We start from the raw sequence: 15,818 nt of genomic DNA on the forward strand, positions 1-15,818 counted from the left end.
TCCCGGAGTGGAGGAAACGATCCGCTGCCTGTCGCCCAGGGCTCATTGCCCGGATTCGGTCGCGACGAGCAGCCAGTTGGGATCGCGTGCGCCGAGGGTGCGCGAGAAGGTCCAGACGTCCACCACGTCGGCCACGGCTTCCGGATCGCCGTCGATGACCTTGCCGTCCTTGTCGCGCGTCGCCGTGATGAGCTTGGACAGGAAGCGCACCGTGATCTGGGCGGCCTTGCCGCGCACCTCCACCTGCTCGACCTTGGCGTCGTCGATGGAGACGAAGGTGGTCTCCACCTTCTCGCCCCGCGTCTCGCGATCGCCAATGGCCTTGTCGAAGCCTTCGAAGACGTCGCGCGACAGCAGGCCCTTCAGCGCCTTGCGATCGCCGGCGGCGAAGCTGGTCACGATCATTTCATAGGCGAGGCGGGAGCCTTCGAGGAAGCTGCGGGCGTCGAACTGGGGCTCGATGGCGGCGATGGCATCGAAGCCGCGCGCGGTCGGCGAGCCTTGTTCCGCGACGCCGGCCCAGCGGTCTGGTCGCGCCTGGGCGCCGACCTCGGCCATCTCCCCGCGATCGTTGGCGGCGCCGGGAAGGCGCACGACATTGTCCTCGCCCGGCTGCTTCGCCTGCTCACGGCGGGCGAAGGGGTCCTGCGGCGGCCGCTCGTTGCCGGTCCGCTGACCGAGGACGGAACGCAGCCGCCAGATGACGAACACGGCCAGAGCGAGAAAGACGATCGTCGTGATGTCGAAGGTGTCCTGCATGGCCTCTCTGTCGTCTCAAGCCCGGGGGGCAGCCCCATCGTCTGCCCATCTGTCCAGCGTCGGAGCGGAAATGATAACCACCTTCGCATATGGGGGCGAGCGCTCGTAACATCCACCCCGCGTGCGGACAAGTCCGCGGTCGCCCGCGCGTGTCGCCTTGTTTGCCAAATGCTTCCGTGGTAGCCCGCACGGGCTCAACAAAACGGTCGTTCTGACGCAGAGTGCGAGCATTCCGGTTCTTTTCCGCCGGGGTCGTCCCTTCGGGCGGTCCACGGAGGGCCCGGCTACTGTGAACCGATCACGACCCCGAGACAATCACCATTCCTCCCGGAGGAGTTTCGACATGACCGACAACCCGACCAACGGCGCAGCGAACGCCGACCAGACGCCGTCGCTGAACGCCCTCGCCCAGTTCATCAAGGACCTCTCCTTCGAGAACCCGAACGCCCCGCGCTCGCTCGCCCCGCAGCAGCAGAGCCCCGAGATCTCGATCCAGGTCAATGTCGGCGCCAACCAGCTGTCCGAGACGGATTTCGAGGTGACGCTCGCCCTCGAAGGCAAGGCGCAGATCGGCCAGGACGTGCTCTTCGCCTTCGAGCTGACCTATGGCGGCGTCTTCCGCGTGCGCAACATCCCGAAGGACCAGCTGCACCCGGTCGTCATGATCGAGTGCCCGCGGCTGCTCTTCCCCTTCGCCCGGCAGATCGTGGCGGATGCGGTGCGCAACGGCGGCTTCCCGCCCCTGTTCATCGATCCGATCGACTTCACCGCGCTCTACCGCCAGAAGCTCGGCGAGATGCAGGCCGCGCAGCAGCAGACCGTGTCCTGACAAAAGACGGCGGCGCGCTCCTCGGGGCGCGCCGTTCTCGTGGTTCTGCTATTCCGCCTCGGGACGGATGTATTCGCGCCACAGGGCGCTTTCCCCGAGCTCGGCGATGAAGGCCGCGTGAGCCGACCGTTCGGTGTCGGTGATCGCAGCGGGAAGGGCGATCGGCCGCTGAAGCGCCTCGTGCGTGCGCCGGATGGCGGTCTGCGTGGAGACGGCGAGGGTCGTGACCGTCTCCACCACGCCGAAGCCGAGATCGGCCTGCTTGCCCCCGATCAGCTCGATGTAGACCTCTGCCAGGATCTCCGCATCGAGCAGCGCCCCGTGCTTGGTGCGGCGCGAATTGTCGATGCCGTAGCGGGCGCACAGGGCGTCGAGGCTGTTGGAGGCGCCGGGATGCTTGCGGCGCGCCATGGAGAGCGTATCGATGACGTTCTCCGGCACGACGCGCGGAAGGCCGATGCGGCCGAACTCCATGTCGATGAAGCCGACGTCGAAGGCCGCGTTGTGGATGACGAGCTTCGCATCGGCAACGAAGGCGTGGAACTCGCCCGCAATCGCTTCGAAGGTCGGCTTGTCCGCCAGGAACTCGTCCGACAGGCCGTGCACCTCGAAGGCGCCGCGCGAGACCGGCCGCTGCGGGTTGATGTAGACGTGGTAGTGACGGCCGGTCGGGATGTGGTTGAGAAGCTCGACGCAGCCGATCTCGACGATGCGATCCCCCTTGAGGGCATCGACACCGGTCGTTTCCGTATCGAGGACGATCTCCCTCAGCATGTCGTTCCTTCCTGCGACCGTGGGCGGCCGGGACGCCCGGCGAGCGCCCTTACGATAGACGCGACCTGGGCCTTAGCGGCAGCGAAGCCACGGCCGGTATCCACGAGAAAATGCGCCCGCCGGCGCTTTTCGGCGTCCGGCATCTGTTTCACGTGAATCATCGCGAAGCGCTCTTCGGTCATGCCGGGCCGGGCCATGACGCGCGCCTTCTGGATGTCCGGATCGGCCGTGACCACGAGCACGGCATCGCAGCGCCCGTCGCCGCCCGTCTCGAAGAGGAGGGGAATGTCGAGCACGGCGAGCCACGCGCCGGCCTGCCGGCAGGAAGCGAGAAAGCGCTCCTCCTCGCGCCGCACCAGCGGATGCACGATGGCTTCCAGCCTCCGCAGGGCCTCGGGCTTGCCGAGCACCGCGGCGCTGAGCTTCTGCCGATCGACACCTTCGTCGCCGGTTGTGCCCGGAAAGGCCGCCTCGATGAGACCGGCAGCCTCGCCACGATAGAGCCGGTGCACGGCGGCGTCGGCATCGTGCACCGGCACGCCGTGCCCGAGGAACATGGCGGCCGTCGTCGACTTGCCCATGCCGATCGATCCGGTCAGTCCGAGGATGAAGGTCACGCCGCCGCCCGTTCGATGTCGCGCACCAGGAGCGCCCGCAGGTCCTCCGTCACCGTCGGCGTCCTGCCGAACCAATGCGCAAAGCCCGGCACCGCCTGGTGCAGCAGCATGCCGAGACCGTCGACCGTCGCAAGGCCGCGGGCGCGCGCCGCAGACAGAAGGCCCGTCGTCAGGGGAATATAGACGATGTCGTGCACGAGCGCCGTATCCGGCAGCGCCTTGAGGTCGAGGACAAGCGGCGGCTGGCCGGACATGCCGAGCGAGGTCGTGTTGACGAGAAGGTCCGTCGCCGGCAGGACCGCGGCGAGCGCGTCCCAGCCGCACGGCTTCACCGCGGGACCGAAGGCCGCCTGGAGGGCGAGGCTGCGCTCCTCGCTACGGTTGACGAGATGGATGGTCGAAAAGCCGCGCGCGAGAAGCCCGTAGATGACGGCCCTGGCCGCGCCGCCGGCGCCGAGCACGGTGGCCGTCCCGCCCGATCTGTCCCAACCCGGAGCCCGCTCGTCGAGATTGGCGAGGAAGCCGGGCACATCCGTGTTGTCGGCGTGGAGGACGCCGTTCTCGAACCAGAGCGTGTTGGCGGCACCCATGGCCCGTGCCGTCTCGCTCACGACATCGGCGAGGCCGAGCACCGCCTCCTTGTGCGGCACCGTGACATTGGCGCCGACATAGCCGCGCTCCCGCAGCGAGGCGACGAAGCCGGCCAGATCCTCCAGCCGCACGTCCTCGCGCGTATAGTCGCCCGCTAGACCCAACTCCCTCAGCCAGAAACCGTGCACCATCGGCGAGCGCGAATGGGCGACCGGGTGGCCGATGATGCAGGCCTTGGGGACGGGACGGGTGGGATCGGTCATCGGGCAAGAGCTCCCATCGTGCGCAGCCCCTCGAGAAGGGGCAGCAGCGGCAGGCCGAGAATGGTGAAATGATCGCCGTCTATCCGCTCGAAGAGATGGATGCCGAGCCCTTCGAGCTGATAGCCGCCGACGCTGCCGAGCGCACCGGACCCGGCGAGCGCCACATAACGCCGGATGAAGGCGTCCGACAACGGCCGCATGGTGAGCCGCGCCTCGGCTGAGGTGGAAAAGACGATCTCGCCGTCGCGGGCGATGGCGCAAGCGCTGCAGAGACGATGGGTGGTGCCGGCGAGACGGGCGATCTGGGAGGCGGCCTCGTCCGCATCGCGCGGCTTGGTGAGGCGGGATCCGTCGGCAAGAGCGAGGGTCTGGTCCGCGCCGAGCACGAGACGGCCTGGCCGCCGCCGGCTGACGTCGAGAGCCTTCTCGCGGGCGAGGAGCAGCGCGGCCTTCGCCGCATCGGCATCGGCCGTCAGCTTCTCGGCCTCGACCGCCCGCTCGTCGACCGATGGCGCTTCGATCTCGGGCGCGAGCCCGGCCGCAACGAGCAGATCGCGCCGGGTCGGGCTCGTCGAGGCAAGGACGAGCGGATGGGGATCGAGCCAGAGGCCTGTCGCGTGGCCTTGCGCGCTGCCTTGCATGTCGCTGTCCCGGCCGGCTCAGATCGCGATGAACTTCATGCGATGGGCCTTGTAGAGGTCGATGATGGCGGCGGCCGTTTCCTCGATCGACCGGCGCGTCACGTCGATCACGGGCCATTGGCTGCGGGCGAAGAGGCGCCGCGACTGGGCGATCTCCTCCGCGACGCTGTCGCGGTCGACATAGGGCGAATCCTCGTCCGCGTTGAGGCTGAGCAGCCGGTTCTGACGGATCTGCACGATGCGCTCAGGGCTCGCGACGAGGCCGACGATGAGGGGTTTCTTCGCATTCTGCAGGCTGTCCGGCAGGGGGATGCCCGGCACGAGGGGAATGTTGGCGGTCTTGATGCCGCGATTGGCGAGATAGATCGAGGTCGGCGTCTTCGACGTGCGGCTGACGCCGACGAGCACGACATCCGCGTCCTCGAAATCGTCGGCCATCTGCCCGTCGTCGTGCAGCAGCGTGTAGTTCATGGCGTCGATGCGCTTGAAATACTCGCTGTTGAGGACGTGCTGGGCGCCGGGCCGGGACGCCTGCGCGGCGCCGAGATAGGACTGGAAGAGATTGAGCACCGGCGAGAGCACCGACAGGCAGGGGCAGGCGGCGGCGGCGCAGGCCGCTTCCAGCCGCTCGGCGAATTCGGCCTCCACCATCGTGTAGAGGACGACGCCCGGCGCCGCGTCGATCTCCTCGATGACCCGCTCGAGCTGGGCGCGCGAGCGGATGAGAGGATAGATGTGCTCGATCGCCGAGACACCTTCATATTGCGCGGCCGCCGCGCGGGCGACTGCGATCAGCGTCTCGCCCGTGGCGTCAGAGACGAGGTGGAGATGGAAGAAGTTGCGACCCAAGGCACGAGCTCCGGCATGGCAGCGACGGCGGCATCAGATGCCTGTCGACGGGCCCGTCGACCACCTCGTCGGCCGCCCCTGGGGACCGGGAGTCGAGGAATGTGGACAAGCCCGCTTCGGAGCGCCCGCTGCGGCCGGCACTGTGGCGCGTGTCGCCGGCGCGATCAACAGGTCCGCAGCTGTGGGAGGATTCAGGTTCCTCGATCACGGCTTTGGGGACGGGTCATGAATGAAGCTGATCGCCGATGCGTTAACGGATCGGAAAGGTTAAGAAACCGTTAAGCTTCCGAAGCGAGGCGGCGACCCGGCAGGCCGCGTGCGACCATCGGCAGCGGACCGGAAGGCTGGGGATGGATTGTGGATCGGGATGAGGCACGCTAATCCGCTGCCCAACAGGAAAAACAAAAAGATTCCTTTCAATCATTCTTTCTTTCTCTCTCAAGGGTGCACAGTGGAGCCTGCAACGACGAAGCCCCTGCTTCTCAGCGTGATCGACGGCAAGCCGAGCGAGCGTCCGCCGGTCTGGCTCATGCGACAGGCAGGCCGCTATCTGCCGGAATACCGGGAGGTGCGCGCCAGGGCCGGTTCCTTCCTCGACCTGTGCTACAACCCGGATCTCGCCACCGAGGTGACGCTGCAGCCGATCCGGCGCTTCGGCTTCGACGCGGCCATTCTCTTCAGCGACATCCTCGTCATTCCTCACGCGCTCGGGCAGGACGTCACCTTTGCCGAAGGAGAGGGCCCGCGCCTGCGGCCCGTCACCGATGCCGAGGGGCTCGAGGCCCTCACGCCGGCCTTCGATCTCGATCGGCTGGCGCCGGTTCTGGAGACCGTGAAGCGGGTGCGCGCGGCGCTGCCGGCGGAGACGGCTCTTCTTGGGTTCTGCGGCGCGCCCTGGACCGTGGCGAGCTACATGATCGCCGGCAAGAGCACGCCGGACCAGGCGCCGGCCCGCCTTCTCGCCTATCGGGACGAAGACTTCTTCGCGGCGCTCGTCGAGCGCCTCGTCGATGCCTCGGTGACGTATCTCGTGGCGCAGCTCGATGCCGGTGTCGATGCCGTGCAGATCTTCGAGAGCTTCGCCGGGGCCCTGCCGCCGGCGCTGTTCGACCGCTGGTCGCTGGAGCCGATCAGCCGCATTGCGGCCGGCGTGCGCGCGGCGCGACCGCAGGCGCGCATCCTCATCTTCCCGCGTGGCGCCGCGCAGCGGCTCGAGGTGCTGGCGCAGTCCGGCATCGCCGATGTCGTCGGCCTCGACTGGTCGGTCGATCCCGACTGGGCGCAGGAGCATGTCCAGGCACATGTCTGCGTGCAGGGCAATCTCGACCCGCTGTCGCTCGTCGCCGGCGGCAGCCAGCTCGATGCGGCCGTCGACCGGATCGTCGCGACCTTCGCCGGCCGGCCGCACATCTTCAATCTCGGGCACGGCATCCTGCCGGAGACGCCCGTCGCCCATGTCGAGCAGATGCTGCGCCGCGTCAGGGGCGTTTGAGACAGGATAGAAGCCTGGAGCGAAAGAGCGGGGCGGGACAATGGCGCTTTACGAATGGATCAAGGCACTGCACATCCTCGCCGTCATCTCGTGGATGGCGGGCATGCTCTATCTGCCGCGGCTGTTCGTCTATCACACCGGCGCCGCGCCCGGTTCGGAGACGTCCGAGACCTTCAAGGTCATGGAGCGGAGGCTGCTCAAGGCGATCATCAACCCGGCGATGATCGTGACCTGGCTCGCCGGCCTCTATCTCGCCTATGAGGGCGGCTGGTTCAGGTCCGGCTGGTTCCACGGCAAGTTCACGCTCGTCATCCTCCTGTCCGCCGTGCATGGGGTTCTCGTGCGGCGCTTCAAGGATTTCGCGGCGGACCGCAACACGCGTCCCAGCCGCTACTATCGCATCCTCAACGAGGTGCCGACGGTGCTGATGATCGGCATCGTCCTGCTCGTGGTGCTGAAGCCCTTCTGATCCGTTTCGCTCGGCGAGGGGCTTGAGCGGGACGGGAAAAGGCGTTATTGCATGATGCCTTCCCAACGATCAGGCTGGCGTCGCTGCAGCTCGTCTGCAAGGTCTGCGCGATCCCGAGAGGCGGCCCCCACTGCGGATGTGCCGCCCGAGCCTGAGTTTCCCACCTGTCTTGTCTGCCTTTTCCGGCAACCATAACCATCAAAACAGAGAGTCCCCGATGCGGGAGATTAAACTTCAGTATCTGAAGTCGAAGTCGCCGACCGAACTGCTGGCCTTTGCCGAGGAGCTCGAGGTCGAGAACGCGAGCACGATGCGCAAGCAGGAGCTCATGTTCGCCATCCTGAAGCAGCTGGCGGCGAGCGATACGGAAATCATCGGCGAGGGTGTCGTCGAAGTGCTGCAGGACGGCTTCGGCTTCCTGCGTTCATCCGATTCGAACTACCTGCCCGGGCCGGACGACATCTATGTCTCGCCGTCGCAGATCCGCCGCTTCGGCCTGCGCACCGGCGACACCGTCGAGGGTCCCATCCGCAGCCCGAAGGAGGGCGAGCGGTATTTCGCCCTGCTCAAGGTCAACACCATCAATTTCGAGGACCCGGAGAAGATCCGGCACAAGGTTCACTTCGACAACCTGACGCCGCTCTATCCGGACGAGCGCCTCAAGCTCGAGATCGAGGATCCGACGCGCAAGGACTTCTCCTCGCGGATCATCGATATCGTCTCGCCCATCGGCAAGGGCCAGCGCGGCCTCATCGTGGCGCCGCCGCGCACCGGCAAGACGGTGCTTCTGCAGAATATCGCCAAGTCCATCACGACCAACCATCCCGAATGCTATCTCATCGTCCTCCTCATCGATGAGCGGCCGGAGGAAGTGACGGACATGCAGCGCTCGGTGAATGGCGAGGTCATCTCCTCGACCTTCGACGAGCCGGCGGCCCGCCACGTGCAGGTTGCGGAAATGGTGATCGAGAAGGCCAAGCGCCTTGTCGAGCACGGGCGCGACGTCGTCATCCTGCTCGATTCGATCACCCGTCTCGGCCGCGCCTACAACACCGTCGTCCCGTCCTCGGGCAAGGTGCTGACCGGTGGTGTCGACGCCAATGCCCTGCAGCGGCCGAAGCGCTTCTTCGGCGCGGCGCGAAACATCGAGGAGGGCGGCTCCCTCACCATCATCGCCACGGCGCTGATCGATACCGGCAGCCGCATGGATGAGGTGATCTTCGAGGAGTTCAAGGGCACCGGCAATTCGGAGATCATCCTCGACCGCAAGGTCTCCGACAAGCGCGTCTTCCCGGCCATCGACATCACCCGCTCCGGCACCCGCAAGGAGGAGCTGCTGGTGCCGTCGGACGTGCTCAAGAAGATGTATGTCCTGCGCCGCATCCTCAATCCGATGGGCACGGTCGACGCCATCGAGTTCCTGCTCGACAAGCTGCGCCAGACCAAGACCAATTCGGATTTCTTCGAATCGATGAATACCTGACGCGTCAGGCACGACGGTTGCGCAAAGGGCGGGTTCAGACCCGCCCTTTTTTATTTCCCCGCAGGCCCTGCAGCGTTTCCCCCAACCGATTCGGATCCGTGACGGGCAGCGAGCATGTGCCGCCGGAGCAAACAAAGGCTGCGGAGCGGCCGGCAGCGGGTGAAACGCCCGCGGCAATACCGGGGTAACTTGCCGCATCGCTTCCGGAGAGATCCACGACCGTTCGATTCGGATACGGAACATCCCGTGCAACGGCGAGAAGGTCGTCAGCTCCAGCCCCGACCACCGCGATGGCCGCTCCGGACAGCCGGAAGTCGAGCGCGTTGAGGGCGGTGGCGTGGGCAAGGGGCGCCCTTGCCGCATGCGTCAGAAGCTGATCGAGGAACCGGTCGGCCCTGAGTTGATCCGCGGGTTCGCCGGTGAGCGCGGCGAGCCGCAGCAGGTTCTCGGCATGCATGCCGTTGGCATTGGGCACGGCGTCGTCGTGCGTCGGCTTCGGGCGCAGGATGATGTCGTCCGCCTCGCTGTCCGACATGGCAAGGATGCCGTCGTCGGTGAGGTAGTGCCGTTCGACGAGTTCGGTCCAGGCCTGCGCATCATCCCGATAGCCGTTCTTGCCGGTTGCCTCGTATAGCGCGAGGGCCGCGCGGACCAAGGCCGTATGATCGCTGGCCATTCCGGGGAAGAGCAGGCGACCATCCCGCCAGGAGTGGCCGAACCGGCCATCCCGCCGCATCGATTCGGCAATGAAACGGTAGGCACCTTCCGCCGGGGCCAGCCATTGCGGCCGGTGCAGGAGGAGGGCGGCGCGGGCGAGGGCGGCGATCATCAGGCCGTTCCAGTCGGCCAGGATCTTGTCGTCCTTCCCGGGAGGCACGCGGCCCGCGCGCTGCGCGAGCAGTCTGTCGCGCAGGGCATCGAGCCGCTCCTCCTCCTCCGGCGTCGCGGGGACGCCGGCGAGTCGGTTGAGGATGACCTTGCCTTCCCAGTTGCCGCTTGGTGAGACGTCGTAGTGCCGGGCGAAGAACGGTGCTTCCGGGCCGAGGATGGTGTCTATTTCCTCGGCAGACCAGACGTAGAAGCGTCCCTCCTCACCTTCCGAATCGGCATCGAGGCTGGCGGCGAAGCCGCCACCGGGCAGGGTCATCTCGCGCGCGAGCCAGGCAACGATCCCCTCCGCCGCTCTCTCGTACAGCGGGTCACCGTTGTCCCGGGCGGCAAGGGCATAGAGCTCCAGCAGCTGGGCATTGTCGTAGAGCATCTTCTCGAAGTGCGGCACGAGCCAGCGTTCGTCGACGGCATAGCGGGCGAAGCCGCCGCCGAGATGATCGTGGATGCCGCCGCGCGCCATGCGCTCGAGCGTCAGTGCGAAGGCCCTGCGGTCGTCCTCGCGCGCGGTACGGGCGGCATGCCGCCAGAGCAGCTCGATGAGGGGAGGGTTGGGGAATTTCGGCGCGCCGGGGAGGCCACCATTCACGGGATCGACCAGGCGGGCGAGTTTTTCGGACAGCTGGCCGAGGGCTTCCTCCCCGAAGACCGGTCCGGTGTCGGCCTCCGCTGCGAGCGCCGTCGCGATCGCGCGGCGGTTGTGCTCCACGCGGGCCGGCTCCTGGGCGACGAGGCGGGCGATCTCACGCAGGACGGTGACGAAGGAAGGCCGGCCGAAGCGGCTCTCCTTCGGGAAATAGGTGCCGCCCCAGAACGGTTCGCCGTCCGGCGTGAGGAACATGGTGAGCGGCCAGCCGCCCTGCTCGCCGAGGGCATGCAGGGCCGACATGTAGATGAAGTCCACGTCCGGCCGTTCCTCGCGATCGACCTTGATGTTGACGAACAATTCGTTCATGACCTCGGCCGTCGCGGGGTCCTCGAAGCTCTCGTGGGCCATGACATGGCACCAGTGGCATGCGGCATATCCGACCGAGAGGAGGATGGGCTTGTTCTCGCTGCGGGCCCGGGCGAGCGCGGCTTCGCCCCAGGGCCACCAGTCCACGGGGTTCTCCTTGTGCTGGAGGAGATAGGGGCTGGTCTCGTTGGCGAGGCGGTTCATGATTCTTGTCCTCCGTTTCCGGCCCAACAGACGGTAGCGCCGGAAGATCCGTCACAAGGGAAAATCCCACGCCAGTATAGCTTCGGGCGTGGCCATATGGCCCCCCAGCAATCGATTCGACAGCGCAACGATGCAGATGGACCGAAACGACACGATCATCGCCCTGGCGAGCGGCGCAGGCCGCGCCGGGATCGCCGTGGTGCGCATCTCCGGTCCGGCATGCCGATTCGTCCTCGAAACGATTTCAGGCCGAGTGACGAAGCCCCGGCGCCTGGAGCTCTGCACGCTGCGGGACCCGGGCTCCAGAGAGATGCTCGACGAGGCCCTGGTGGCATTCTTTCCGTCCCCGAACAGCTTTACCGGGGAGGATGTCGCGGAACTGCACGTCCATGGCGGCCGGGCCGTGGTCGCTGCCGTCCTGGGCGCCCTGGTCGTCATTCCCGGTTGCCGGCTTGCGGAGGCGGGAGAGTTCAGCCGCCGCGCGCTCCTCAACGGCAAGATGGATCTCAGCACCGTCGAGGGCTTGGGCGACCTCATCGATGCCGAAACCGAGATGCAACGCCGACAGGCGATGCGGCAGATGCAGGGAGACCTGCGCGAGGCCGTGGAGCGGTGGCGGACGACCCTCATTGAGGCATCGGCCTTCGTCGAAGCGGAGCTCGATTTCGCCGACGAGGGGGATGTGCCGCATGGTCTGCGCGAGCGTGCCACGGGCCTGCTGACCTCGGTGGCGGATGAGCTACGCCGGGAGATCGCGCGGGCCCGCAACGGCGAGCGGATTCGGAGCGGGCTGACCGTGGTCATCGCGGGTCCGCCAAATGCCGGCAAGTCGACACTGCTGAACGCGCTGGCGCGGCGCGACGTCGCCATCGTCTCGGACATACCGGGGACCACCAGGGACAGTATCGAGGTGCACTGGGATCTCGCCGGCGTGCCGGTCACCCTGGTCGACACCGCCGGCCTGCGCGAGAGCCAGGATCCGATCGAGCAGGAGGGCGTGCGGCGTGCCCGCGATCGGGCACGGACCGCCGACGTCATCCTGTCGCTCCGCCCATTCGATTCGCCGACGGAACATCTTCGAGATGCTCCCGGTGCCGTGATCATTCCCATCCGGACGAAGATCGATCTTGCTACGGAGCACAGTGACATCGGCGCACAGGCCGATGAGCTGCAGCTTTCGGCCACGACCAGCGAGGGCATCGAAGCGCTCGTGGCGAAGCTTGAAGCTGTTGCCAAAGATGTCGTGGCAGACGGTGGGTTGGTGACCCGTGAGCGGCATCGGGAGGCGTTCGTGGGGGCGCTCACCCTGCTGGAACGCGCGATCTCGGCCGGTCCCGATCATCCGGGCGAGTTCTTTGCAGAAGACATTCGCCTGGCGATGCGCTATCTCGGGCGTGTCACCGGGACGGTCGATGTCGAGGATGTTCTCGACCGTCTCTTTGCCGGATTCTGCATCGGAAAATGAGTCCCTGTTTCACGTGAAACAGGGCTGATTCGACCGAAGGTTGTGCGCATGGACCGTTCGTTCGACGTTATCGTGATCGGGGGTGGGCATGCCGGCGTCGAAGCCGCTGCCGCCGCTGCCCGCATGGGCGCGTCAACGGCGCTGGTGACGCATCGCTTCGACACCATCGGTGCCATGTCGTGCAATCCGGCGATCGGTGGGTTGGGCAAGGGTCATCTCGTGCGCGAGGTGGACGCCCTCGACGGTCTCATGGGGCGGGTGGCGGATGCCGGTGGCATCCAGTTCCGCGTGCTCAACCGCCGCAAGGGCCCGGCCGTGCGTGGTCCGCGTGCCCAGGCAGATCGCAAGCTCTATGCCGAGGCGATGCAGGCCGAGATTCGCGCGACCGAGAATCTTGTCGTCGTCGAAGGAGAAGCGGACGATCTCCTGTTTGACGGCAACCGCGTCACCGCCGTGGTCATGGCGTCCGGCGATGTCCTGCAGACAGGCGCCGTCGTGCTGACCACGGGAACGTTCCTGCGGGGCCTCATCCATATCGGCGAAGTAAAGATCCCGGCCGGCCGCATGGGCGAGGCGCCGGCGCACGGCCTGTCGAAAGCCTTGGCGCGTTTCGGCTTCCCCTTGGGGCGGCTGAAGACGGGGACGCCGGCGCGCCTCGACGGTCGGACGATCGACTGGTCGAGCCTCGAGCGCCAGGCGGGAGATCCTGAGCCGGAACCCTTTTCGACTCTGACGGAGCGGATCGCCAATCCACAGATCGAATGCGGCATCACCCGCACGACGGCGGAAACCCATGCGATCATCCGGGCGAATCTCCATCGCGCGCCCATGTATTCGGGCGAGATCGAAAGCCGCGGTCCGCGCTATTGCCCGTCCATCGAGGACAAGGTCGTCCGCTTCGGCGATCGCGACGGCCACCAGATCTTTCTCGAGCCGGAGGGGCTCGACGATCACACGGTTTATCCGAACGGCATTTCCACGTCGCTGCCGGAAGACGTGCAGCGGGCCATGATCGCGACCATACCGGGGCTCGAGCGGGTGGAGATCCTCCGGCCCGGCTATGCCATCGAGTATGATTTCGTCGATCCGCGCGCACTTCGCCCGACGCTCGAGACGAAGGCGGTCAGAGGATTGTTTCTCGCCGGCCAGATCAACGGCACGACCGGCTATGAGGAAGCGGCGGCGCAGGGTTTGCTCGCGGGCCTCAATGCAGCGCGTTGTGCCGGCGGTGGAGAGGGTGTGGTCTTCGACCGCGCCGAGAGCTACATGGGCGTCCTCGTCGACGACCTCGTCACCCGCGGCGTGACCGAGCCCTATCGGATGTTCACGTCCCGTGCCGAATACCGGCTGTCCCTGCGGGTTGACAATGCTGACGAGCGGCTGACGGAGCGCGGCATCGCCATCGGCTGCGTCGGTGGACGACGCGCTACCGCCTATCGGGCCAAGCGCCAGCGGCTCGACGAAGCACGGGCGTTGCTCGACCAGCTGGCGCTCACGCCCAACGAGGCGGCGGCGCATGGATTGTGGATCAACCGGGACGGGCGCCGTCGCACGGCCTTCCAGCTGCTGGCTCATCCGGACGTGACATTCGATCGCCTGGCGGCAATCTGGCCGGAGATCGGGGCGCTCGATCGGCAGACGCGTGAGCGTGTGAGCACGGATGCCATTTATTCGGTCTATCTCGACCGGCAAGCCACGGATATTGCGTCTTATCGGCGAGACGAAGCGGCGGTCCTGCCGGAAGGACTGGATTTCAGCCTGCTGCCCGGACTGTCGGCGGAGCTCCGACATAAGCTCGTGACGATCCGGCCGCGGACGCTGGGCCACGCGGGCCGCATCGAGGGGATGACGCCGGCGGCGCTGACCATCCTCGCCGCGGAAGTCGCTCGAGCCCGTCGCCCCGCTGCGGCAGAATGATTCGGAGCCGGACCGATCATGCTGAACAAGAATTCGACCGGAGGGGATCGCGCAGCAGCCTTGTCGTTGGGTCTGATCCCGGACGGCGCGCTGTCAGCCTTGGATATTTACGTCGACCTCCTGCGGCGTTGGCAGGATGTGAAGAACCTGGTGGGGCCACGGACACTCGATCATGTCTGGACGCGCCATATCGCCGATTCGGCACAGCTGCTGCCACTGGCGCCGACGGCGCGGAAGTGGATCGATATCGGATCCGGAGCGGGGTTCCCGGGCCTGGTGCTGGCGATCCTGCTGCGGAATCGCGAGGATGGCGAGGTTCACCTGGTCGAGAGCAACAGCCGCAAATGCGCCTTCCTGCGGGCTGTTTCACGTGAAACAGGTGCGCGGGCGCAGGTCCATGCCGGCCGCATCGAGGATGTCCTGCCCAGCCTCGGCCAAGCGGATGTGCTCACCGCGCGGGCGCTTGCGCCGCTGACGGATCTCCTTGATCTCGGCAAAGATCTGTTGAGAACCGGGGCGATCGGCGTCTTTCCCAAGGGACAAGATTTAGAGGCCGAATTGACGGTGGCCGCTAAATCTTGGAATATCGACTACGACATTGTTCCGAGCGTCACCGATCCTCAGGGGCGCATCTGCATCGTCCGTCAGCTGCGGGAGCATGGTCCGGATCATGGCTGATATCGGCTCACCCATTCATGTGCCTGCCCGCAGCCAGCCGCGGGTGCTGGCCCTCGCCAACCAGAAGGGCGGCGTCGGCAAGACGACGACGGCCATCAATCTGGGCACGGCCCTGGCGGCGATCGGCGAGCGGGTCCTGATCATCGACCTCGATCCGCAGGGCAACGCCTCGACCGGCCTCGGCATCGACCGCAAGAGCCGGCGCGTCTCGACCTACGATGTGATGACGGCCACGGCGACGCTGGAGGCGGCGGCGCTGCAGACGGCGGTTCCGGGCCTGGCGGTGGCGCCCAGCACGCTGGACCTGCTCGGCGTCGAGCTCGAGATCGCCGCCCATCGCGACCGGGCGCAGCGCCTGTCAGCCGCCATCAAGGCCCTGCCACCGGACGAGGGCGGGCAGCCTGCCTACAGCTATGTGCTGATCGACTGCCCGCCGTCGCTCAACCTGCTCACCATCAACGCTTTGACGGCCGCCGATGCGGTGTTGGTGCCGCTGCAGTGCGAGTTCTTCGCCCTCGAGGGCTTGAGCCAGCTCCTGCGGACGGTGGAGCAGGTACGCTCTGCGCTCAATCCCCGCCTGACGATCCACGGCGTGGTGCTCACCATGTTCGATCCGCGCAACAACCTCTCGGGGCAGGTGGTCGCGGATGTGCGCCAGTTCATGGGATCGAAGGTCTACGAAACCATCATTCCACGCAATGTCCGCGTTTCCGAGGCGCCGTCGCACGGCAAGCCGGTGCTCCTTTACGACCTCAAATGCGCTGGCGCGCAGGCCTATCTGAAGCTCGCGTCGGAAATCATCCAGCGAGAGAAAACCCTGCGGGCGGCCTGAGGCGCCAAATTCCCGGCCCCTGCGTTGCAGCCGCCGGGATGTCGTTTCGGTGCCGTGTTGTTGCGGGTCGCGGCCGGATGATGCGATGGCCGCACAAGCGATGGTGGAGTTG

General features: G+C 66.6%; 15 protein-coding genes. 8 read left to right on the top strand and 7 right to left on the bottom strand.

Going from position 1 to position 15,818, the window contains the following annotated elements:
- Nucleotides 1-42: 42 nt before the first annotated feature.
- A complete protein-coding gene (locus tag GGR16_RS09475; RefSeq protein WP_019402638.1) occupies nt 43-759 on the bottom strand; it encodes a Tim44/TimA family putative adaptor protein in 717 nt (238 codons plus the stop codon).
- Nucleotides 760-1,102: 343 nt separating this feature from the next.
- On the opposite strand from GGR16_RS09475, the gene secB reads away from it, so the two are divergent.
- The gene (gene secB, locus GGR16_RS09480) at nt 1,103-1,588 is read left to right on the top strand and encodes a protein-export chaperone SecB (protein WP_019402637.1); all 486 of its coding nucleotides are present in this window, start codon (nt 1,103-1,105) and stop codon (nt 1,586-1,588) included.
- 48 nt (nt 1,589-1,636) lie between these two features.
- Here the strand turns inward: secB and dnaQ are convergent, their stop codons facing one another.
- Genes dnaQ through GGR16_RS09505 form a run of 5 tightly spaced genes read right to left on the bottom strand, consistent with a single transcriptional unit; the run spans nt 1,637 to nt 5,323 of the window.
- Complete coding sequence (gene dnaQ, locus GGR16_RS09485; protein WP_019402636.1) at nt 1,637-2,362, bottom strand: DNA polymerase III subunit epsilon; 726 nt, start codon at nt 2,360-2,362, stop codon at nt 1,637-1,639.
- Nucleotides 2,356-2,979 (bottom strand): dephospho-CoA kinase, encoded by a 624-nt coding sequence (gene coaE, locus GGR16_RS09490; RefSeq protein WP_183316451.1) that lies wholly within the window; start codon nt 2,977-2,979, stop codon nt 2,356-2,358. The genes dnaQ and coaE overlap by 7 nt, the downstream gene beginning before the upstream one ends.
- Nucleotides 2,976-3,833, bottom strand: coding sequence for a shikimate dehydrogenase (locus GGR16_RS09495; protein WP_183316452.1), 858 nt, complete (start codon nt 3,831-3,833; stop codon nt 2,976-2,978). The genes coaE and GGR16_RS09495 overlap by 4 nt, the downstream gene beginning before the upstream one ends.
- Nucleotides 3,830-4,474, bottom strand: a complete 645-nt coding sequence (locus tag GGR16_RS09500; RefSeq protein WP_183316453.1) for a Maf family protein — start codon at nt 4,472-4,474, stop codon at nt 3,830-3,832. The genes GGR16_RS09495 and GGR16_RS09500 overlap by 4 nt, the downstream gene beginning before the upstream one ends.
- An 18-nt stretch (nt 4,475-4,492) precedes the next feature.
- A complete protein-coding gene (locus GGR16_RS09505; RefSeq protein WP_019402632.1) occupies nt 4,493-5,323 on the bottom strand; it encodes a pyruvate, water dikinase regulatory protein in 831 nt (276 codons plus the stop codon).
- 451 nt (nt 5,324-5,774) lie between these two features.
- On the opposite strand from GGR16_RS09505, the gene hemE reads away from it, so the two are divergent.
- The 3 genes from hemE (at nt 5,775) to rho (ending at nt 8,767) form a co-directional block, all read left to right on the top strand.
- The gene (gene hemE, locus GGR16_RS09510; protein WP_183316454.1) at nt 5,775-6,815 is read left to right on the top strand and encodes a uroporphyrinogen decarboxylase; all 1,041 of its coding nucleotides are present in this window, start codon (nt 5,775-5,777) and stop codon (nt 6,813-6,815) included.
- 40 nt (nt 6,816-6,855) lie between these two features.
- Nucleotides 6,856-7,284, top strand: coding sequence for a protoporphyrinogen oxidase HemJ (gene hemJ / locus GGR16_RS09515; RefSeq protein ID WP_183316455.1), 429 nt, complete (start codon nt 6,856-6,858; stop codon nt 7,282-7,284).
- A gap of 217 nt (nt 7,285-7,501) precedes the next feature.
- Nucleotides 7,502-8,767, top strand: a complete 1,266-nt coding sequence (gene rho, locus GGR16_RS09520; RefSeq protein ID WP_019402629.1) for a transcription termination factor Rho — start codon at nt 7,502-7,504, stop codon at nt 8,765-8,767.
- Nucleotides 8,768-8,801: 34 nt separating this feature from the next.
- On the opposite strand, the gene GGR16_RS09525 is transcribed toward rho, so the two are convergent.
- On the bottom strand, nt 8,802-10,814 hold the full coding sequence (locus GGR16_RS09525; protein WP_183316456.1) for a thioredoxin domain-containing protein: 2,013 nt from the start codon (nt 10,812-10,814) through the stop codon (nt 8,802-8,804).
- A 136-nt stretch (nt 10,815-10,950) separates the two neighbouring features.
- Between GGR16_RS09525 and mnmE the strand changes: the two genes are divergently transcribed.
- Genes mnmE through GGR16_RS09545 form a run of 4 tightly spaced genes read left to right on the top strand, consistent with a single transcriptional unit; the run spans nt 10,951 to nt 15,706 of the window.
- Nucleotides 10,951-12,279 (top strand): tRNA uridine-5-carboxymethylaminomethyl(34) synthesis GTPase MnmE, encoded by a 1,329-nt coding sequence (gene mnmE, locus GGR16_RS09530; RefSeq protein ID WP_183316457.1) that lies wholly within the window; start codon nt 10,951-10,953, stop codon nt 12,277-12,279.
- A 48-nt stretch (nt 12,280-12,327) separates the two neighbouring features.
- Nucleotides 12,328-14,196: a tRNA uridine-5-carboxymethylaminomethyl(34) synthesis enzyme MnmG gene (gene mnmG / locus GGR16_RS09535; protein WP_183316458.1), complete on the top strand. Its 1,869-nt coding sequence runs from the start codon at nt 12,328-12,330 to the stop codon at nt 14,194-14,196.
- An 18-nt stretch (nt 14,197-14,214) separates the two neighbouring features.
- Entirely contained in the window at nt 14,215-14,874 is a 660-nt protein-coding gene (gene rsmG / locus GGR16_RS09540) for a 16S rRNA (guanine(527)-N(7))-methyltransferase RsmG (protein WP_246372978.1), read from the top strand.
- Nucleotides 14,867-15,706, top strand: coding sequence for a ParA family protein (locus GGR16_RS09545; protein ID WP_019402624.1), 840 nt, complete (start codon nt 14,867-14,869; stop codon nt 15,704-15,706). The genes rsmG and GGR16_RS09545 overlap by 8 nt, the downstream gene beginning before the upstream one ends.
- Nucleotides 15,707-15,818 lie beyond the last annotated feature (112 nt).

This window comes from Chelatococcus caeni, from assembly GCF_014196925.1.
In the GTDB taxonomy this organism is placed as follows: domain Bacteria; phylum Pseudomonadota; class Alphaproteobacteria; order Rhizobiales; family Beijerinckiaceae; genus Chelatococcus_A; species Chelatococcus_A caeni.